The organism is Nostoc sp. (assembly GCF_036919495.1).
Classification (GTDB): domain Bacteria; phylum Cyanobacteriota; class Cyanobacteriia; order Cyanobacteriales; family Nostocaceae; genus Nostoc.
This window is the reverse complement of sequence record NZ_JBALBZ010000087.1, coordinates 1-20172: the sequence shown is the minus strand read 5'-3', so window position 1 is coordinate 20172 and position 20172 is coordinate 1. Positions and strand designations below refer to the sequence as shown.

Genomic DNA, 20172 nt, shown 5'->3' with positions numbered 1-20172 from the left:
GAAAGGTGCGATTGGGTTAGTACATAAAGCTGGGTTTTTGGATAGATATTTTATTAAATATGTTTGAGTATTGTTTAGAAGATGCCGCAGGTTATTTTGAAATTGTGTCAAATTGGAATAAAAAAAATCCCAGAATAACTAAAGATATGATTACGAATGAATCATTAAATTACTCTGAAGTAGAGAAAAAACCAACAGTCACACTAATACAGCAGGATGCAGAAATATTTTCTATGCAAAACTTCCAAGCTTCATCAGATCAGCTTCTAAGTAGTTTGACAGTCGCAGATTTGGAAGCTTTAATCGTCAAAATCGTTCAGAAAACTTTTAAAGAAGAGATGCAGAAGTCAAAACATGAGCATTTACCAGATAAAATAACACGGATGAATCATCCAGTAAAAGTTTTTGTATAAATATTTGCAGATATTTTAAATTTTAAAATATTATTTGGCTGTATGCCATTCTAAATTAGATTATTAGCCGCGATCCCACACTTTCTCTTCTACCAATAGGATGAAGTAACAAACTTAGGATTTGAGCGTTATATTTATTCTAGACCTCAACTATCCAAGATTAATTTATTATGAAATTTCAAGTAATTTTTACGCTTGATTCAGAATATGCAGGTTATGTTGCTGAAGTTCCTGAACTTCCAGGCTGTGTGAGTCAAGGCAAAACACTAGATGAGGCAATTGAAAATATTAAAGATGCCATTACGGGATATCTCCACGTTCAAGCTAAACATGGCAAACCTTATATTGCTAAAGAATCGCAAGTATTTATCGGGGAAGTTGTAGTATAAATGGGACGTTTATCAAATATCTCTGGTAAGGAAGCTGTAAAGATTTTTGAAAATTTTGGTTATATATTAGATCACCAAACAGGAAGCCATATAATACTTTGGTGTGAATCAAAACCAACTTTATCAATTCCCAATCATCGGGAATTAGCACCTGGGTTACTTAGAAGTTTGATTCGACAGGCAGGAATTACAGTTGATGAATTTATCGAAAACAAATGAACTCAGATATAAGCATCATTATATTAGTTAGAATAACCCTATGAAATTCTTGAATCATCGCTGTTAATTTTACAGCCTCAGCCAATTATAATATACTTAATATTTTACACAAGGATGGAACCATGACTAACATTCAAAATATGGTTCGCTTAAACTTAGATTTGTCACCTGAACTAAATCAGATACTAGACGAACTAGCAAATAAAATAGGCACAAGTAAAAGTGATGTTCTGCGTCAGGCTATAAGATTGATGCAAATTATGGTTATAGCTAAAGAGGAAACCAAAAAATTAGGAGTCCCAGAAGCAAATCAATTGATAGTGAATGAAATAATTGTCTCATCTGAACAGCAGCCAAAACCGCATCCACTAGACACATTTATGCAAAGGCTTGGCCCTTGGGAAGATGAACGTACTGCTGAGGAAATAGTCAAAGACATTTATGATAGCCGGACTATTTCTAACAATGACATTAGTCTATGACTTATTTACTTGATACCGATACTTGCATTTATTGGATTAAAGATATTAATTCAGTCATAAATAAAGTTAGAGAAATAGGATGGGAGCAAATTTATATTTGTAGCATCACAGTTGCTGAGTTATATTTTGGTGCTTATAATTCTCAACGAGTAGTGGAAAATTTAACTCGTGCAGAAGACTTTATTCAAAACTTACCCGTCGTACCTTTAACTGATCCTGCTCTCAGAAAGTATGGTGAATTAAAAACAGAACTCCCTAAAATAGGGCAAACAATTGCTGAATTTGATTTACTAATTGCTAGTGTTACACTTGCAGAAAACTATACTTTAGTAACAAACAATACTCGTCACTACGAACGCATCAATGAATTAAAACTGGAAAACTGGACTCTGCCTTAAAAACTTAGCAAAACATAAGCATATTAACACTGTGAAATTATTGCTATCTAAACACCATGACAGATTTATCAAAAATAATTGCCAACAAAGCCGAAAATCCATTGACTATCTCACCTGAGAATTTGCAGTCACAAGAAGATGTAGAACTTGAGCCAAAATTGCGAGAACTCAAGTTTAAACAAGAACTAAGAAAAGATTGGATTTTATTTATTGTCAGGGATGTAGTAATTTTTCCTGCCGCTATCCTTTTTATTTTTGCTGTCAGTGGTTATTCCCTATTTCTTCATATTCATGGGTAACTTACTCTGACTACAATTTTTAATCAACCACAGAGACGCAGAGTACACAGAGAAAAGAGAGATGATATTCACAAACTTGGAATTTTTGGAAATTATTTCTCTCTGCTTTCTCTACGCCTCTGCGGTTATTTAAAAAATCCTACACCAGTAAATTTGCGTAACTATTTTTACAGACGACGAAGCCAACTTGCTACAAGTAGACTCATCTTTATATCCACACAAATTTTGCTGGATATAAAGTAAGTATCTGATGGAAATCATCTAAAAATATGGGGCTTTTAATATTTTCTGTTGCCTTAGTTGCCATTGTTGCTGTAATTATCATTAATAGCTACAACGATTTAGTCAAGTATCGCAACCGTTACAAAAATGCTTACTCTCAAATCGATGTTCAATTACAGCGCCGCTATGATTTAATTCCCAATTTGGTGGAAACTGCCAAAGGCTACATGAAACATGAACGGGAAACTCTAGAAGCAGTTATTGCCGCTCGGAATTCTGCAATTAATGCTAGCAGTCGTGCGGCACAAAATCCCGGAGATCCACAAGCGATGCAACAGTTGGGCAATGCTGAAGGGGCGCTAACGGGTGCGTTAAGTCGGTTGATGGTACTTTCAGAATCTTATCCAGAATTGAAAGCCGATCGCACCATGACTCAGGTTATGGAAGAATTATCTTCCACTGAAAACCGGATTGCTTTTGCCCGTCAGGCTTTTAATGACGCGGTAACACTTTACAACACCAAGAGCGAATCTTTCCCCAGCAACCTTGTAGCCAATACTTTTAACTTTACTGTTGCAGAATTGCTCCCCGAAGCTACTCCAGAAGTGAGAAATGCCCCACGCGTATCTTTTTAGGTGTCTATGAATTTCTTTGAACATCAGGATCGCGCACGCCAAAATACGCAACAATTAATCGGGTTATTTTCCCTGTCGATCGCAGTTATGATTATGGCGATTTATATTGCCACTTTATTTCTGTTCCGCATGGCTCCCCGTGTTTGGTGGCATCCAGGGATATTTCTTTACGTAGCTGGCATTACAATAACTGCGATCGCAATCGGAAGTCTGTATAAAATTGCCTATCTCCGTGAGGGCGGAAGCGTAATTGCCCAGGAGTTAGGGGGAAGACTTCTGATACGAGATATGGCGGATGAACAAGGGCGAATTCTATTAAATATTGTCGAGGAAATGGCGATCGCTTCTGGTATTTCCGTCCCAGAAGTTTATCTCCTTGAGAGAGAAACCAGCATTAATGCCTTTGCTGCGGGATTTACGCCCAATGATGCTGTAATTGGAGTTACCCGTGGAACTTTGGAACACCTGAACCGGGATGAGTTACAAGGAGTCATCGGCCACGAATTCAGTCATATTCTCAATGGAGATATGCGGCTAAATTTGCGTTTGGTGGGATTGTTACATGGGATTTTGTTCATTTACTTAACCGGGGAATTGCTCTGGCGCATTCGTGATAGCTTTCGTTTAGGAAAGGAAGACAAGGGTTTACCTATCTGGGCTTTTGGTTTGACATTGATGGCAATTGGCGGTATTGGATTATTCTGTGGACGCTTAATTAAAGCCGCCGTCTCTCGCCAACGGGAATTTCTCGCCGATGCTTCGGCTGTACAGTTCACTCGCAACCCCAACGGACTTACCGGAGTCTTCCAAAAACTCCAAAAGATGGATTCACGTTTGATTGCGCCCGGAGCAGAAGCCGCTAGCCACATGTTTTTTGGCAATGCCCTCAACCCCTCTTTCTGGGAAAATATGTTTTCTACCCACCCACCCTTAGCAGAACGTATCCGCCGCGTTGGGGGTTTAAACGTCAGCAATTTACCAGCAATGCCATCTCGCAATCAGATGCGTTCCCCCTCTCAGGAATCCCTAACAATGGGCTTTGCTGGTGGTTCTAACGCCACGCCAGAACAGATTGTGAACCAAGTGGGAAGCGTCACACCAGAGCATTTTGCCCATGCTCAAGCGCTGTTATCGCAGTTACCAGAATCTCTGCGTTTGGGTGCGCGGGAACAGGAAAGTGCAATGGCGATCGCTTTTGCGTTAGCTCTAGATACTGAAAATATCGAGATCCAACAACATCAAATTGCTTGGTTACGCGAGGTGCAGCCTGCTGAGTTGGTAGATAAAACTTTGGAATTAACTAGCGAAATTAGCCAGTTAGATCCTAAAATTCGCTTGCCACTTGTGGATTTGGCAGTACCCGTATTACGCCAAAATTCTGCCAAAGAATGCCAAAGGTTGTGCAAATGCGTCCACGGTTTAGTTGTAGCTACCGGAAGTTTATCACTGTGGCATTTTGTGTTGCAGTTAATCCTGTGGCATCGCCTCCAACCTAGTATAAATCCTACATCTGCGATAACAGTTGAATTTACCTCTATAGAAGAGATTTGGCCAGATAGTCTATTAGTATTGTCCGTGATTGCCCGCATCGGATATTCCCAACCCGATGCGTCCATTCAAGACATCGCCTATGCTTTTCGCTCTGGAGTTTTTCGACTTCCCAAAGCTGGAGAACAAGAAAAACCAGAAATACCACTAAATTGTAATTTCACTGAGCTTAAGAAGAGTATTGATCGCCTCCGTTTAGCCAGTCCAAAACTTAAGCAAGCTATTGTTGATGCCTGCGCCCACACTGTACTTTTGGATAATAAAGTTACACAATCAGAAGCAGATTTACTAAGAGCGATCGCAATGACGCTAGATTGTCCCATTCCCCCATTTTTAAACCCTCAGCGTAGCGTTTCCAAACAGAAACAATCTTCTTCAGAGCGAAGTTAATATAACCTTACCCCACCCTAACCCTCCCCTTATAAAGGGGAGGGAACTAGATAGATTTCTTTTTCCCCCCTTTATAAGGGGGGATTAAGGGGGGTAATTCGACTTGTGTGTACACCGTAGCCTTTGCAAGGGGAGGGTTAGGGAGGGGTAAAACTTACGCACAAGAGTTAGGTCTGTATTGAACTCAGCCGCGAAGCATTATAAAATCCAAAATTGAGTGGGCATTATGAACGCGATGGTTTCTTACCAAACCCATAGCGCAATCTATCCATAATCCAACTCTGGAAATTATCAATGTAGCTAAATATCACTGGCACGACTACCAATGTCAGCAAGGTAGAAGTTGTAAAACCGCCCATAATCGCAATTCCCATTGGTTGGCGAACTTCAGAACCCGCACCAATTCCTAATGCTAAAGGCAGAGTCCCTGCGATCGTTGCCAAAGAAGTCATTAAAATCGGACGCAGACGTGACACGCCCGATTCAATAAGTGCCTGACGCTGGGTTTTCCCTTCCTGCATGTTGATGATTGTATAGTCCACTAACAGAATCGAGTTTTTGGTGACAATTCCCAACAGCAGGATGATACCAATCAAGGCATAAAGTCCCAAGGGTTTGTGAGCAACCATCAATGCTACCAATGCGCCGCCTAAACAAAAAGGCAAGGCTGCCATAATCGATAATGGATGCAGAAAGTTGTTATACAACAGCACCAGAATTGCATAGATACACATTAATGCCAGCCCTAATGCACCGCCAAAGCGCCCGAAAATGTCTTGCATAATTTTGGCGCTACCGGATGGTTGCTGTACTACTCCTGGCGGTAAGTTTTGCATCACAGGTAGTTTGTTAATTGTTTCTACTGCCTGTCCCAAAGAAATCCCTTGCAAATTGGCTTCTACGGCAACTTGACGGGCGCGATCGTAACGGTTAATGGTTGCAGGGCCACTCCCAAAGCGGATGTCTGCAACTGCGACGAGGGGAATCAATCTACCACTTTCACTGAGGACTTGCAGATTTGTGATTGTGTTGATGTCAGCCCGCGCTTTCGGATCGATTTGCACACGAATAGGAATTTGCCGATCGCTTAAATTAAATTTCGCCAAGTTGGCCTCATTGTCCCCAATGGTAGCAAGGGAAGCAGTCCGAGCGATCGCTTGCACTGTCACCCCCAAATCTGCTGCCCGTTGTGGGTTGGGAATTACCAAAATCTCTGGTTTGACTAAACTTGCAGTCGAAGACACTTCTACCAATCCGGCTAGCGATCGCATCTGCTTTTCTAGGGCTTCAGCCGCTTTATTCAATGCTTCGGGATTTTCACTTCTGAGGACAATTGATAAACCCTTGTTACTGTCACCTGGTGACTGACTTTGGAAACTAATTCTAGCTCCTGGTATTTGCTCAAAGGTAGGGCGTACTTGTTCCTCAAACTGTTTTTGGGAAATATTTCGCTCTTCTCTAGGTTTGAGATTAATTGCAAGGGTTGCAGAATTGATCTCTTCGGTTGCGAGTACACCTTCAACTACTGGGTTTTGCCGGATGATGCTAGTCGCTTGTGTAACTACCTTATTAACGTCTTCTAATGTCGAACCAGGAGGTAATTCTATAGATACGTTGGAAATTCCAAAGTCGCCATCATCAACAAAACCCTTGGGAATCAATGGAACCAGCGTCAGACTCGCAACAAAGAAAGCTAAAGCGATCGCCATTGTTGTCAATCTATGGCGTAACGCCCACTCAAGAAGCGATCTATAAGGTTGAAAACCCCGACGCTTTTCAGTGATAAGTTTTCTATTTTCATTCCCGCTACCTGGAAGTGTAAATTTGAAATTGAAGAATTTTATTGTTCTCCCTGTTCCCCCAGTTCCTTCCTTCTCTTTCAAAAGATACGCCCCCATCATCGGCGTAACCATCCGCGCTACAAGAGTTGAGAAAATTGTGGAAACGGCAACGGTAACACCAAATGGTTGGAAAAACTGCCCCGGAATCCCACCCATAAAGGCAACGGGCAGAAACACCGCAATAATTGTGGCTGAACTTGCTATTACCGCTAACCCTACTTCATCAGAAGAGTCGAAAGCAGCTTCCCAAGCTGATTTCCCCATAGCCATGTGCCGTTCCATGTTTTCAATTTCTACAACGGCATCATCTACCAAGTTGCCCACTGCCAGCGCTAATGCCAACAAAGTCATGTTGTTGAGGGTGTAACCAAGGGCTTGCTGCACTGCAAAGGTGGGAATTATTGACAGAGGTAAGGCAACAGCCGTAATTAATGTTGCTCGCCAGTCCCGCAAAAATACTAAAATAACGATGACTGCCAGCAGCGAAGCTTGAATCAATTCATCAATGGTGGTTTGATAAGATTGGCGAACAATATCGGCTCTAGTAAAAATTAAATTCAGCTTGACATCTGCGGGAAGGGTTTTTTCCAGTTCTTTGACAGCTGCTTTCACTCCTTGTTCCACAGTCACCAGAACGCTGCCGGTACTACGCAACACTTGAAAAGCTACCACAGGTTGATTATTTAAGCGGGCGGCTTGACGCACATCGCCAAATTTATCTTCTACACTTCCCAAGGTGGATAAGGGGACGGAACCGCCTTGTGGTAAGAGGATTTCGTAAGTTTTCAACATATCCACACTGGCAGCACTCCCTAAAGTGCGGATACTTTGTTCGCTACCACCGACTTCGGCGCGTCCTCCAGGTAAGTTAATGTTCAAAGTGCGGATTTGGTCGTTTACCTGAGTGGCGGTAATACCCAAAGATTGTAAACGGTTTGGATTAAGATTAATCCGAATTTCTCGGTCAACTCCACCCACGCGCTGAATTTGTGCTACACCACGGACTCCCAATAAAGCGCGGCTAATGGTTTGATCGACAATATTGCTTAATTCTTCTACAGAACGCTGATCTGATTTAACCGCGTAAGTAATCACCGGGCCGCCGGCAAATTCCAGACGTTCCACAATTGGATCGTTGATATCTTGGGGTAAATCTTGGCGAATTTGAGCGATCGCATTCCGAACATCATTGGTGGCGCGATCGCTATCTGTACCCAAAACAAAATTGATTGTCGTGTTAGAATTCCCATCACTAACGGTGGAAATCATAAAATCGATATTGCCCAACCCCGCGACGGCATCTTCAATTTTTTTCGTCACTTGGGATTCTAGTTCGGCCGGGCCTGCACCCGGTTGGGTGACTTTTATCGAAACTGTTGGCACATCAATATTTGGGTTAGTATCAATCCCCAAGGATATGAAAGAGAACCAACCCACAACCGTTAAAATTAAAAATAAGACTATTGTAGGAACGGGTTTTTTAATCGACCAAGCTGAGATATTAAAAGACATCGGGAAATTTTAGATTTTGGATTAGTCATTTGTCATTGGTTATTTGTCATTTGTCATTGGTTATTTCTCCCCATTCCCTTCAGCCACTCGAACCTTATCACCATCTTTGAGATATCCTGCACCATCAACTATGACGCGATTGCCTAATTGCAACCCACTTTTTATTTCCACTTTATCCTCATTGGCAGGATCTCCTAACTCTACTTTTTGGCTGCGGACTATATCTCCACTCGATAAGGTAAATACAATTACACTTGAGTCTGCTTGAGATTGCACTGCTTTTTGCGGCACTACTATCTTCATCCCTGAGTTAGTAGTAATTGCAGCACTAGCAAACATCCCTGGTTTAAGTAAAGTTGTTGGCGGTAAGTCAATTTTTACTGTCGCCTCCCGCCTTTGATCGTTTACCTGTGGCTGTATCTCCCTAACTCGTCCTTGCGATCGCACGCGCTGATCGACATCAGAAGTAATTTGCACAGATGCGCCAATTTTCACTTGATTTAATTGAATTTCAGGTACTTTCGCCTGAAGTTCTAACTTTTCATCTTGGATAATTGAAAATAGCTTTTGTGTGCCACCAATCACAGTTCCCACCTGAGTTTGTGGCGGTACACCAGTTACATCACCTACTCTGGCAAGTTTTTCGGCGATTATTCCAGCAACAGGCGATCGCACCACAGTTTGTCCTAACTGAGTTTGTAGTTGTTGCACCTTAGCAGCACTGCTCTTGACATCGGCTTTGGCTTTGTTGATGATAGCTTGGGCGTTACTAATATTGGCTTGGGCGCTGCCGATATTAGCTTTAGCACTACGCACATTTTCTTGGGACAGATTCACAACTTCTACGGCAGTTTTCACAGCGTAGGAACGAGTATCGAGTTCTTGCTTACTAATCGTTCCAGAGTCAGCCAATTGTTGATAGCGCTGATAATTCTTGGCTGCTTCTTCTAACTTCGCCTTAGCTTGAGCTAAATCTGCTTGTTTTTGCTGGACTATGGCTTTATTTGATGCCAAATCTGCCTGCTTAGAAGCTAAATCTGCTTGTTTTGATTCCACATCTGCTTGTTTTGATTCCACATCTGCTTTGGCTTGGCTAATTTGGCTTTGCAATATGGAACCATCCAACACCGCCAACACTTGACCTTTTTTGACAAAAGCCCCTTCTTTTACATCTTCGGGGATGCTTTTGATTTGTAAGCCGTTTGTCTGCGGTAACACCGGAATTAAATCGCGTGCTGCTACAGTTCCAGTAGTTTTGAGGGTACGGAAAACACGGGCGGTTTCTATTGTGGCGATGGTAACTGTCATTGCTGGGTTAACTTTTTTATCCGCTACCGCGCTTTGCTGACGAGATGGAAGACGACTTAATACAGCCATACTACCAAAGGCGATCGCAATTCCTAAACCAGCACCCAAGAATAATGGCTTCAACCATGCCCTGGTTGGTTTTTGATCTGATTTGCTCAAAAAGCTAGCATCTTCAGATGTTACAGGTTTATTCACCTCGACTTCTGAAACACTTTCATCGCTCACAGTCTTACCTCCACTTTCTGTCTATGCATACCAATCTTGGTATTTTCTTAAGAAAACTTGAAGTTTATTTACTTCATATCAACTATGACGCATTTCATAGTAAATGTCTTTTATATATCAATGTATATAATAAAACAAACTTGCTAAGAGTAATTACTACCAAAAAAGCTTAGAAAAACTTATGTAAGTTATGATACAAAAATTATTTCATATCATTTAGTTACTCAAGGTCACACAATATATGTATTTAGATCACCGTCAACCAATGGCTAGATATGAAAAACTAGTAAAGCGAATCTAGATTTATCTAATTTAAAACCCAGCCTTTTATGTATAAAGTTATATCAAATAAATATTTTTGTCCGGCATCGATAATTCCTCTGAAGCCTTTGTGTCACCAGGAAACCATTCTCTACTATTCAATTTAGGGATAGGACAAGCTAGCATCCGCAGCTAAACATGAGTTACAAAGGAGCAAAATATATTGTCTTAAATTCATGTGAGTTTGACGAACCTCTCCTACCGAGCCTCCCTCCGAGAGGGGAGCAATGAAATAATCAGGTTTTTAAGCCTCTCTTTTAGGAAGAAAAAAGAATGGAAGTGAGGTTAAATTCCAGCAAGGGCAAGCCTGATTATAGAATTTTGAAATCAAATCAATAAATAATTGCTATTTACCAGAGTAACCAGATATGTTCAATGCTACTGAAATTTTAATTGATGCCTTTGTAAATGAAATTCGAGAAGGTTACCGTCGCACTTATGGCTGCTTCAAAAATGATTATCAGGATATCATCGCCTGGGCTGGTAACATGGCTTTGGAAAATATTGCCAATAGCGACGCTCTTTATCATAATGTTGAACACACAGTACTTGTAACCCTGGTGGGGCAAGAAATCTTACGTGGCAAACACATTAGGGAAGGTGGTGTTTCCAGTGAAGACTGGCTGCATTGTATCATTTCCTTGGTGTCTCATGATATTGGCTACGTTAAGGGAGTTTGCCGACAAGACCGAGAGACAGCAAACTTATATTCCACAGGTAAAAATGGCAAAATGATTTCTGTAGCTCCTGGCGCTTCTGATGCCAGTCTGACGCCATATCATGTTGATAGAGCCAAGCTTTTTATTGATGAGCGTTTTGGAGGTCACAAGTTAATAGATGCTGAGGCAATTAAGAGCAATATTGAATTGACTCGATTTCCCGTGCCTGCGGCAGAAGATCATCAAGATACAAGGTGCTTTGCAGGATTAGTCCGTGCTGCTGATTTGATTGGTCAACTAAGCGACCCTCGTTACCTGAAGAAAATTACTTCTTTATTTTACGAGTTTGAAGAAACTGGTGTAAATAAAGTTTTAGGCTATAAAACCCCTGCTGATTTACGTAATAATTACGCTAAGTTTTACTGGAATGGCGTCTATCCTTATATCCAAGAGGGGCTACATTATCTATCACTGACACAACAGGGAAAACAAATTCTGGCTAATCTCTACTCAAACGTGTTTGTTGTGGAACATGAAAAACAACAGGAAGAACAGCAGCGCTATTTAGAGAAATTAGGAGTTGGGAATTAGAGAGACGCGATTAATTGCGTCTGTACAGGAGTTATGAATTAAGATAAAAGTTTAATAACTCATAAATCCTAATTTATAACTCCTAACTACTATGGATTGGTGGCGACGACTGAAAAAAAATCCTTTGGCACGATTTGGGGCAATTTTGCTGTTAATTTTCTACATAGCAGTAATTGCAGCAGATTTCGTGGCTCCTTATGACCCCTATGCTTCACAGCCCAATGGTTCACTGCTGCCACCAACTAAGATACATTGGGTTTCTAAATCAGGGCAGTTTGTCGGGCCGTATATTTACCCGACGACTCAGGGAGACACGAATTTAGAAACAGGCGATCGCGAACTCATTGTAGACTTGACAAAGCCCTCACCCCTGCGTTTATTTGTCTCTGGGCCAGAATACCGATTGTTGCAGATGAGTTTGCCATTACCCCCAAAGTGGGATGAGGTCACAATCTTTTCTGGTATTCCCTTAAATTGGCATTTATTTGGCACAACAACTGGGGCAAAATTCAACATTTTGGGCACTGATGACCAAAGCCGCGACCAATTCAGTCGCTTGCTGCATGGTGGTCGCATCAGTATGTTTATCGGTATTTTTGGCATTATTATTACCTATCCCCTCGGTTTGATCATCGGGGGAATTTCCGGCTATTTGGGCGGTGTGACTGATAGCGTCATTATGCGCTTGGCAGAAGTGTTAATGACTTTCCCTAGTATTTATCTTTTGGTGACTTTAGGAGCAGTCTTACCACCTGGTTTAAGCAGTACCCAGCGCTTTTTGCTGATTGTAGTGATTACTTCGGTTATTAGCTGGGCTGGTTTAGCACGGGTTATTCGGGGACAGGTACTATCAATCAAAGAGCGAGAATTTGTCCAAGCTGCACGCGCGATGGGCGCGAACCCAATTTATATAATCCTCCGCCACGTTTTGCCGCAAACGGCTAGTTATGTAGTTATCTCTGCTACTCTTGCAATTCCCAGCTTTATTGGCGCAGAAGCGATATTAAGTCTCATCGGTTTGGGAATACAACAACCAGACCCCTCTTGGGGAAATATGCTTTCTCTAGCTAGCAATGCTTCAATTTTGGTGTTGCAACCTTGGTTAATTTGGCCGCCGGCTGTGCTGATTATTCTCACAGTGTTAGCATTCAACTTACTCGGTGATGGGCTGAGAGATGCACTCGACCCGCGTAGTTTAAGAAGATAAGCGTTTAGAATAGCAAATTGCGTAGGCATCGCTGACAGCAAATTTCAAATTAATGAAGTAGACTATCTAGGTCATCCTCTAGATTAAGCTTTTGTGCAAAAATTGAGTGTGTATTCTTCAACTAGAAACTAAACGGAGTAGTAGTTTTATGTCCTACAGCGAGTTTAGTTTAGCTAAAGCAAAACAAGAGTTTAGTTTAACTACATTAGAGAAACGTGATATTTTCGTCGAAGCTCCTGAATTAGCTGCGAGTAATTTACTTGTAGAAACACTCAATTATAACCTGGCGATCGCTTTAGGTAGTAATAGTGAAAAAGCTCGTTCTGAGTTAATTATTGCTCCAATTTTAGTTGATTTACGGCGACAGTTACGAGAACAAATTGGTTTGTTTTCTGGGGTAGATTTTACTGTCGATAATAGCAAAGGATTAAACGGTACTTGCGATTTTATTATTACTAAATCTCCAGAAATTCTAATTTTGACAGCACCAGTAATTACAGTTGTAGAAGCTAAAAAAGAAAATATTAATGCAGGTTTGGGTCAGTGTGCAGCAGAAATGGTAGCAGCCCAAATTTTTAATGCGCAAGCTGCAAGTGAGATTAAAACAGTTTACGGAGCAGTTACAACGGGCAGTATTTGGCAATTCCTCAAATTAGAAGAACAAACATTGACCATTGATTTAAGCGAATATTATCTTAAAGATGTGAATAAAATTCTTGGTATTTTAGCCAGTGGTATTTCTCAATAAAATGTCAAAGTTGTCCCACCCTATAGAGACGCAAAAGTTAATTCCAAGACTGTAATCACTGGAATTATATCACGAGTGGGTTTGTTTAGATTGTCTCAAGAATCGAACCAGTACTTTTCCTGTAATAATTGCATTTACAAAACCAAAAATAATTCCAAAAAGAGGGAAACAAATTCTTATTATTTTTATATAAAAGAGTATATGGCAGCTTTTATATTAGCTTACGTGGTCAAATTAGAGTTTAATTTATTTACTTGAAGCTTTTATAAATTATAAAAATAGTATTATGGTGCTTCGGGGTTGAGTCGAATTATAGACCTAACCCCCAGCCCCTTCCCTACAAGGTAAGGGGAGTAAGATTCAATGTCTTTCTCCTTTTAGGAGAGAGGTAAGAGTAAACGAAAAACCTATATTTACGAATTAAGAATTATTTTAACAACTCTTTGCTAATATCGAATTCGGGGATCTACATAAGCATTTAAAATATCAATTAAAATGCTGGCACTCACAACGATCGCACCAAAGAACACCAGCACTCCCTGGACTGTGGGATAATCGCGATCGGCGATCGCTTGATAAAGTCGATTTGCTAACCCAGGCCAAGAAAATGTTACCTCTGTCAAAATTGCCCCACCTAACAGAGAGGCAAAGGTTAATCCCAAGACTGTAATTACTGGAATTAGAGCATTTTTTAAAGCGTGAGAGGCTAAAATCTTATTTTCACCAATACCTCTGGCTCTAGCGGCTTCTACATAATCAGCTTGCAAGGTTTGCTTTAAATTCACTCGCACAATTCGCTCAAAAATCCCACTGAGTAAAATTCCTAATGTGAGACTTGGTAGGGCAAGATGGTGCAAAGATGTGAAAAACTGAGTGAAATTTCCACCGAGTAAGCTATCAATTGTATACAATCCAGTCACAGTAGTTGGAGCCGGAAGATTAGGCGGAAAGCGGTTGGAATTGGGAAACCAACCCAGTTGGACTGAGAAAATCAACTGTAAAAGCATTCCTGCCCAAAACATGGGGAGTGCGTAGGTGATGATCCCAAATAAGCGCCCACCGACATCAAAATATGTTCCAGGACGAGAAGCTGAAAGAGTCCCAACCGCAATTCCAACGATGAGTGCAACCGCCATACTACATACTGCTAACTCCACTGTCGCCGGGAAATATTGTCTAATTATGTCCCAAACATTATCTCCGCTACTCAACAAAGAAGTTCCCAAATCAAAGCGCAACAAATTTCCCAAATAATTGAGGTACTGTAGCCACAGAGGAAGGTTTAAACCTAGTTGTTTTCGCAATTCTTCTTTAGCAGCTTCTGGCGCACGTCCGCCGAGAATTGCATCTGCTGGATCTCCTGGTGTTGCTCTTAATAAGAGAAATACAATGGTGATAATCGTTAATAGCTGAAGTGGCGCGAGAAGCAACCGAGAAACAATGTAATATTGTAAAGCTTTAGAACGAGACATAAACAATTCAAAATTATAAATGCAGTTTTTGAAACTATCTTAGCTATTAACTAGATATATATTGAACATGAAACATTTTACTTAAGAGTCAAAAGTCAATGGTCAACAGTTATGACTAATGACTAATGACTAATGACTACTTTTTAATTGTCTGGTAAACCAGAATTTGGGTAGGGTTAAGTTGTACACTACTAACACCTTTTTGGGCAAATACATAGTCTTTGCTTTGCCATAAAGGAACATAAGGTACATCAGTAGCTACTTGCGTTTGAATTTCTGCAAAAATTTTCTGACGCGCTTCGGGGTTTAGTTCTTTGCGTTGCTGATCAATCAGTTTATTCATGGCTTCGCTATAGTAAAACGAACCCTGACTTTGACTGCCTCCATCTTCGCATCCTTTAGCAACTGAACCTTTGTCACAAGCCAAAAACGGCTGGACATAATTATCTGGGTCTAAAAAATCTGGATACCAATCTAGTAAAGCCCCTGGATATAAACCTTTGGTAATGTCTTTAAAGAAGGCTGGCCCTTCGGCGGGGGTGACTTCAAATTGCAGTATTCCATCCATTTTGGCATCAACAAGAGATTTGAGCGTCTGTGCTGCCAAACTACGAGTAGGTGAACTAGAAGGATACCAAATTTGTACTTTTGCCGGATTCTCTTTAGAAAAACCAGCAGTAGTTAACAATTTTTTAGCTTGATCAAAGTTAGCATCACCATATTTTTCTTTAAATAATGGCACAGAAACTTTAAACGTCGTCGGAATCATGCTATAAAGCGGATCTGCTTGACCAAGTAACGCCCGTTCATTTAACAGTGGACGGTCAATTATTGAGGCGATCGCTTGTCTTACCTCTAATTTATCTAAAGGTTTTTGATTCCGGTTTAATACCAGATAACTTACTACACTACCCTCAGCTGCGATCGCTTGCCAATCCCCTTTTTTACCACCTTCTTCCAAACTACGATTTTGATCTGGCTGTAACGATAGATAAGCTACATCGATTGCGCCTGTACGGAAAGCATTAAACAAATTAACCGGACTAGTTTGAATTTGGAGGTTAACACCCTTGTTAACTGGTTTTTCTCCCCAATACTTATCAAACAGATCAAATCGGATTGAATCAGTACCATACTGTCCTAATTTGTAAGGGCCAGTCCCCACAAAAATATTCGGCTTAAATTTACCAGCACCAAGTTCGTAAGCTTTTTGCGAAACTGCACATACCCCAGGAAACGCCAGCAATGAAGGAAACGCTGCAAAGGGCTTTTTCAGCTTAAAGGTTAACTCATACTCGCCTGTAGTTTTTACCGAATCTATTACATCAGCTAGTAAGAATGATGGTTTTCCTTTATTTTGAATAAAGCGGTTGATGGTAAAAGCCATTGCTTGGGCATTGAAGGGAGTCCCATCGTGAAAAACTACTCCCTGACGTAAGGGAATGGTATAAGTTAAGGCATCTTGGCTAACTTTAGGTAATGCTGTAGCTAGCTGGGGCTTAATTTCCGTGCTTCCTGGTTCGTAGGTGTAGAGGCGATCGCTCATATTAAACACCAAACCTAACGATGCTAACTCATAAGCATCAGCCGGATCAAGGGTTCTCGGCTTTGCTGTTGTACCTATAGTAATACGACCATCACCTGTAGGGCTATTCACAGAGCCCGATGGTGGCGTAGCTGACTGTGGACGAGGAGCGCAACTAACAACTAAAAACAAACATAGACAGAACAGAGATAGGAATTGTGTAATCCGACCCCACCGTTTCACGGACCAAGAAAACCAGGTCATACAGTTAAATTTTTTGTAATGAGCGGTGAGTGATATTACTATATATTCGCTAGTTTTATAGCAATTTTTACAATTAGTTACTACTTTACACACTTTTTATAGAGAGCTTTGCTCGATAGATAGATTATGCGTATTCAGGATGATTAAGTCAAAATACTAAAAAAAAATGAATAAACTATATCGAGTCATAGTTTATTCACTGCAATGCTAACTATAGTATGTAAAACTATAGTTAGCATAAGTTTACTACTGTCTTTAGTTGTCTTAGCAAAATTCTATGAGAGCTGAGATACTTGATCAATTTGGAAAACGAGTCAGAGATGAAAGATTGCAAAGAGGGCTATCCCAAGAGGAATTAGCCGAAAAAGCAGAACTTCATCGCACATACATAAGAATGATTGAAAGAGACCAGAAAAACATCACTCTTATCAATATTGAAGTTCATAATTTTGAGAAGTAGACTCAAGATAAGAGTAATTTAATATAAAAATTTCTTTCCCCTTATATCGTTCGCCTTTAAAGTGATCTTGTTTACTTTTTCCATTTTTTTGATCGTCGGTTCTACTAATTGTGTAATTCCATTCTTTGTCGTATATTTCCAATGCCCATTCATATAATTTTCTAATTGTTTCGCTATTATCATAAGTTATAAGAAATTTTATTCTTTGCTTATGTTTGTTTAATATTTGGCATAGTCTGAAATGATCGTCTTTAGAAAATGAATGAACATAAAATTTATCTTGATCTGCATTGAAATAAGGAGGATCAATAAATAAAAAAGAGCCATCAGGTACAGATTCAATAACTTCTTCAAAGTCGAGATTAGTAATTTTAACGTTTTGAAGCTTCTCAGAAGTTCGACGGATATTTCTGGGCCAATTTTCTGGACGCATACTGTATTTTTCACCATATCCCCAATAACAGTTCTGATGCTTCATGATCCCAGAATAGGAGGTTCTGTTGAGGTAAAACCATCTAACAGCTTGTTCTAATTTATTTTGTGGTATGAATTCACTTTTGTAATATGTATGTCTTTCCTTAGTAGCAGATTCACCTTCTAAAAATTTTATTAATTCTTCGGGTTTATCTCGAATTATTAACAATGTATTTATTAATAATTCATCAATATCATTGAGCCAATTAATGTTTACTTTATCTTTTACAAAAAAGATAGATCCACCCCCTGCAAAAGGTTCAACATAATAGGAATGAGAAGGAATATAATTAAGAATCAAATTACGAGCATAAAATTTGCCACCAGGATATCTAAATGGTGAATTTATAGGTTTGTTCATAATTGTCTGAAGTATTCATAGAATTATGTTCGGCATTTGCTAACTATAGTATACATAAATATTTTATGTATACTTGGCGATCAAATAAAACTATTAGCTTAAAATCAGATATGATGTTGTTATTTATTGTACTGAGTTCAATTATTTAAATAAGTGTTTTTATTATTAAAATGTAGACTAATAATAATTTAAATAGCCTGAATTTAAAATATCATTAACTATACATTATTAATAAATAATATACGATATTGTAAACAGCAGATTGAAAGTCTAATAGTGAGACTAAGAGCGTGAAATATTTCTTTCTATCTGAGGGATGGGCAGTTGCGAGAGTCTGGGCATCTGATGGACTCTGGCAAATAACCGCATGGCGACGCCAACCAGATATTCAGCGAATGAATATTTGTTTAGTGGAACAAAACGAATTGCTATGGCTTTATCGAGTTGAAGAAGCCGTTTTAACCGTCGAAGTGAAGCCAACAACACCAGAAATTGCCAGTCAGACCATAGGTCAAGTAGTACTCAAGCGCTTGATGAGCGCCGAACAGGTAATTGAACGCCTGGCTACAGCTGAGACAAAATGTCAACTGCAAAACATCCAATTGGTGGTTCAGTAGATAGTAGGGCATTGGGAATTGGGAATTGGGCATTGGGCATGGGAAAGAGGCAGAAGAGCGGGGGGTAGAGGGGAAAACTCTGCTCCCTTGCTTCCTTGCTTCTTCCCCTGCTCCCCATTGCCCTCGTAAAGAAAAGATAAGAAAATTTAATCCCCGACAGCGATTGGTAGCGAAAAAACTTGGACATGCTACGCGATCGCATCAATTTACACGCTTGCAAACAATTCCATCAATAGTTACACTTTTTAAAACATTCTCATTTTTGCTTAGTGATGGCTACCCTACAGGGTAAATCTCAAAAGAGCGAGTAAGCATTGCCAAAGCACCCACACTGTCTAACTTATAAGACTAAGCTGTGGTAAGGTTCTGGCTGTGGCAATAACAAAAAACAAGAGAGAGTTTTCTGAGTGGCGAGTTTCGTTCCTTAGAATCTCAGTAAGAAAATTGCTTTGTAAACTAACTCATCGAGGAGGAGCGTAGTCGATGGGACTACCCTGGTACCGAGTACATACAGTCGTTCTGAATGATCCAGGACGGCTGATTTCTGTACACTTAATGCACACAGCCTTAGTAGCAGGCTGGGCTGGTTCGATGGCACTCTACGAACTAGCTGTTTTTGACCCTAGCGATCCGGTTCTCAATCCGATGTGGCGTCAAGGGATGTTCGTTCTACCCTTCATGTCGCGTTTGGGTGTTACCCAATCTTGGGGTGGTTGGAACGTTACCGGTGGCCCAGCAACCGATCCTGGTTTCTGGTCATTTGAAGGCGTTGCAGCAGCTCACATCGTTCTTTCCGGTCTTTTGTTCCTAGCCGCCGTTTGGCACTGGGTTTATTGGGATTTGGAACTCTTTAGAGATCCCCGCACTGGTGAACCTGCCCTAGACTTGCCAAAAATGTTTGGCATTCACCTGTTCTTATCTGGTCTACTTTGTTTTGGGTTTGGTGCTTTTCACCTCACCGGACTATTTGGCCCAGGCATGTGGGTTACTGACCCCTATGGTATAACTGGAGCAGCGCTTGCAGTAGCACCAGAATGGGGCCCAGATGGTTTTAACCCATATAACCCTGGTGGCATTGTGGCTCACCACATTGCTGCTGGCGTTGTTGGTATTATTGCAGGCTTATTCCACCTCACAGTAAGACCGCCCGAACGGCTCTACAAAGCCTTACGGATGGGGAACATTGAAACAGTACTTTCTAGCAGTATTGCAGCAGTTTTCTTTGCTGCTTTCGTTGTTGCAGGTACTATGTGGTACGGTAACGCCGCCACTCCCATCGAATTATTTGGCCCAACCCGTTATCAATGGGATCAAGGCTACTTCCGTCAAGAAATTCAGCAGCGCGTCCAAACAAGTGTTGCCCAAGGTGCAACCCTTGAGCAAGCTTGGTCGCAGATTCCCGAAAAGCTGGCTTTCTATGATTATGTCGGTAATAGCCCCGCTAAAGGCGGTCTATTCCGTACTGGGCCGATGGTCAAGGGTGATGGCATTGCTCAATCTTGGCAAGGTCACGCCGTATTCAAAGATTCTGAAGGACGGGAATTGACCGTGCGTCGTCTCCCCAACTTCTTTGAAACCTTCCCAGTAATTTT

Annotated in this window: 19 protein-coding genes; 14 read left to right on the top strand and 5 right to left on the bottom strand. The window is 40.7% G+C overall.

What is annotated here, in order from left to right; genetic code table 11:
• Positions 1-59 precede the first annotated feature (59 nt).
• The 8 genes from V7K25_RS12730 (at position 60) to V7K25_RS12695 (ending at position 4995) form a co-directional block, all read left to right on the top strand.
• Positions 60-413 (top strand): hypothetical protein, encoded by a 354-nt coding sequence (locus tag V7K25_RS12730; RefSeq protein WP_335158408.1) that lies wholly within the window; start codon positions 60-62, stop codon positions 411-413.
• Between the two features lie 170 nt (positions 414-583).
• Positions 584-802, top strand: coding sequence for a type II toxin-antitoxin system HicB family antitoxin (locus V7K25_RS12725; RefSeq protein WP_335158406.1), 219 nt, complete (start codon positions 584-586; stop codon positions 800-802).
• Complete coding sequence (locus V7K25_RS12720; RefSeq protein ID WP_335158404.1) at positions 803-1021, top strand: type II toxin-antitoxin system HicA family toxin; 219 nt, start codon at positions 803-805, stop codon at positions 1019-1021.
• A gap of 122 nt (positions 1022-1143) precedes the next feature.
• Positions 1144-1503 carry a CopG family transcriptional regulator gene (locus V7K25_RS12715; protein WP_335158402.1) on the top strand — a complete coding sequence of 120 codons (360 nt, stop codon included), beginning with the start codon at positions 1144-1146 and terminating at the stop codon, positions 1501-1503.
• Complete coding sequence (locus tag V7K25_RS12710; RefSeq protein WP_335158400.1) at positions 1500-1901, top strand: type II toxin-antitoxin system VapC family toxin; 402 nt, start codon at positions 1500-1502, stop codon at positions 1899-1901. The genes V7K25_RS12715 and V7K25_RS12710 overlap by 4 nt, the downstream gene beginning before the upstream one ends.
• 56 nt (positions 1902-1957) lie before the next feature.
• Positions 1958-2200, top strand: a complete 243-nt coding sequence (locus V7K25_RS12705) for a hypothetical protein (RefSeq protein ID WP_335158398.1) — start codon at positions 1958-1960, stop codon at positions 2198-2200.
• Positions 2201-2469: 269 nt separating this feature from the next.
• Positions 2470-3057: a LemA family protein gene (locus tag V7K25_RS12700; RefSeq protein WP_335158396.1), complete on the top strand. Its 588-nt coding sequence runs from the start codon at positions 2470-2472 to the stop codon at positions 3055-3057.
• 6 nt (positions 3058-3063) lie between these two features.
• On the top strand, positions 3064-4995 hold the full coding sequence (locus V7K25_RS12695; protein ID WP_335158395.1) for a M48 family metallopeptidase: 1932 nt from the start codon (positions 3064-3066) through the stop codon (positions 4993-4995).
• A gap of 224 nt (positions 4996-5219) precedes the next feature.
• Here the strand turns inward: V7K25_RS12695 and V7K25_RS12690 are convergent, their stop codons facing one another.
• Entirely contained in the window at positions 5220-8348 is a 3129-nt protein-coding gene (locus tag V7K25_RS12690; protein WP_335158393.1) for an efflux RND transporter permease subunit, read from the bottom strand.
• A 60-nt stretch (positions 8349-8408) separates the two neighbouring features.
• A complete protein-coding gene (locus V7K25_RS12685; RefSeq protein WP_335158391.1) occupies positions 8409-9881 on the bottom strand; it encodes an efflux RND transporter periplasmic adaptor subunit in 1473 nt (490 codons plus the stop codon).
• 689 nt (positions 9882-10570) lie between these two features.
• Here V7K25_RS12685 and V7K25_RS12680 point away from each other — a divergent pair.
• From V7K25_RS12680 to V7K25_RS12670, 3 genes are all read left to right on the top strand, one after another.
• On the top strand, positions 10571-11452 hold the full coding sequence (locus V7K25_RS12680) for an Npun_R2479 family HD domain-containing metalloprotein (RefSeq protein ID WP_109009623.1): 882 nt from the start codon (positions 10571-10573) through the stop codon (positions 11450-11452).
• 91 nt (positions 11453-11543) lie between these two features.
• A complete protein-coding gene (locus V7K25_RS12675; RefSeq protein ID WP_335158388.1) occupies positions 11544-12659 on the top strand; it encodes an ABC transporter permease in 1116 nt (371 codons plus the stop codon).
• 148 nt (positions 12660-12807) lie between these two features.
• Positions 12808-13407: a hypothetical protein gene (locus V7K25_RS12670; RefSeq protein WP_335158386.1), complete on the top strand. Its 600-nt coding sequence runs from the start codon at positions 12808-12810 to the stop codon at positions 13405-13407.
• 446 nt (positions 13408-13853) lie between these two features.
• On the opposite strand, the gene V7K25_RS12665 is transcribed toward V7K25_RS12670, so the two are convergent.
• Positions 13854-14879, bottom strand: a complete 1026-nt coding sequence (locus tag V7K25_RS12665) for an ABC transporter permease (RefSeq protein WP_335158384.1) — start codon at positions 14877-14879, stop codon at positions 13854-13856.
• 136 nt (positions 14880-15015) lie between these two features.
• Positions 15016-16668, bottom strand: a complete 1653-nt coding sequence (locus V7K25_RS12660) for an ABC transporter substrate-binding protein (RefSeq protein ID WP_335158382.1) — start codon at positions 16666-16668, stop codon at positions 15016-15018.
• A gap of 277 nt (positions 16669-16945) precedes the next feature.
• Here V7K25_RS12660 and V7K25_RS12655 point away from each other — a divergent pair, with 277 nt between their 5' ends.
• Complete coding sequence (locus V7K25_RS12655) at positions 16946-17128, top strand: helix-turn-helix domain-containing protein (protein ID WP_335158380.1); 183 nt, start codon at positions 16946-16948, stop codon at positions 17126-17128.
• On the opposite strand, the gene V7K25_RS12650 is transcribed toward V7K25_RS12655, so the two are convergent.
• Positions 17097-17963, bottom strand: a complete 867-nt coding sequence (locus V7K25_RS12650; RefSeq protein ID WP_335158378.1) for a DNA adenine methylase — start codon at positions 17961-17963, stop codon at positions 17097-17099. The genes V7K25_RS12655 and V7K25_RS12650 overlap by 32 nt on opposite strands.
• A 290-nt stretch (positions 17964-18253) precedes the next feature.
• Here V7K25_RS12650 and V7K25_RS12645 point away from each other — a divergent pair, with 290 nt between their 5' ends.
• Together V7K25_RS12645 and psbB are read left to right on the top strand one after the other, a co-directional pair.
• On the top strand, positions 18254-18580 hold the full coding sequence (locus tag V7K25_RS12645) for a hypothetical protein (protein ID WP_335158376.1): 327 nt from the start codon (positions 18254-18256) through the stop codon (positions 18578-18580).
• A 483-nt stretch (positions 18581-19063) separates the two neighbouring features.
• The coding region (gene psbB / locus V7K25_RS12640) for a photosystem II chlorophyll-binding protein CP47 (RefSeq protein WP_335158374.1) at positions 19064-20172 on the top strand (1109 nt) is incomplete at its 3' end.

Excerpts from the sequence above, each read along its gene's own strand:
- V7K25_RS12710 (WP_335158400.1), top strand. The coding sequence starts at position 1,500 with ATGACTTATTTACTTGATACCGATACTTGCATTTATTGGATTAAAGAT.
- V7K25_RS12715 (WP_335158402.1), top strand. The coding sequence starts at position 1,144 with ATGACTAACATTCAAAATATGGTTCGCTTAAACTTAGATTTGTCACCT.
- V7K25_RS12680 (WP_109009623.1), top strand. The coding sequence starts at position 10,571 with ATGTTCAATGCTACTGAAATTTTAATTGATGCCTTTGTAAATGAAATT.
- V7K25_RS12660 (WP_335158382.1), bottom strand. The coding sequence starts at position 16,668 with ATGACCTGGTTTTCTTGGTCCGTGAAACGGTGGGGTCGGATTACACAA.
- V7K25_RS12720 (WP_335158404.1), top strand. The coding sequence starts at position 803 with ATGGGACGTTTATCAAATATCTCTGGTAAGGAAGCTGTAAAGATTTTT.
- V7K25_RS12670 (WP_335158386.1), top strand. The coding sequence starts at position 12,808 with ATGTCCTACAGCGAGTTTAGTTTAGCTAAAGCAAAACAAGAGTTTAGT.
- V7K25_RS12675 (WP_335158388.1), top strand. The coding sequence starts at position 11,544 with ATGGATTGGTGGCGACGACTGAAAAAAAATCCTTTGGCACGATTTGGG.
- V7K25_RS12725 (WP_335158406.1), top strand. The coding sequence starts at position 584 with ATGAAATTTCAAGTAATTTTTACGCTTGATTCAGAATATGCAGGTTAT.
- V7K25_RS12700 (WP_335158396.1), top strand. The coding sequence starts at position 2,470 with ATGGGGCTTTTAATATTTTCTGTTGCCTTAGTTGCCATTGTTGCTGTA.
- V7K25_RS12730 (WP_335158408.1), top strand. The coding sequence starts at position 60 with ATGTTTGAGTATTGTTTAGAAGATGCCGCAGGTTATTTTGAAATTGTG.
- V7K25_RS12650 (WP_335158378.1), bottom strand. The coding sequence starts at position 17,963 with ATGAACAAACCTATAAATTCACCATTTAGATATCCTGGTGGCAAATTT.
- V7K25_RS12655 (WP_335158380.1), top strand. The coding sequence starts at position 16,946 with ATGAGAGCTGAGATACTTGATCAATTTGGAAAACGAGTCAGAGATGAA.
- V7K25_RS12705 (WP_335158398.1), top strand. The coding sequence starts at position 1,958 with ATGACAGATTTATCAAAAATAATTGCCAACAAAGCCGAAAATCCATTG.
- V7K25_RS12690 (WP_335158393.1), bottom strand. The coding sequence starts at position 8,348 with ATGTCTTTTAATATCTCAGCTTGGTCGATTAAAAAACCCGTTCCTACA.
- V7K25_RS12695 (WP_335158395.1), top strand. The coding sequence starts at position 3,064 with ATGAATTTCTTTGAACATCAGGATCGCGCACGCCAAAATACGCAACAA.
- V7K25_RS12665 (WP_335158384.1), bottom strand. The coding sequence starts at position 14,879 with ATGTCTCGTTCTAAAGCTTTACAATATTACATTGTTTCTCGGTTGCTT.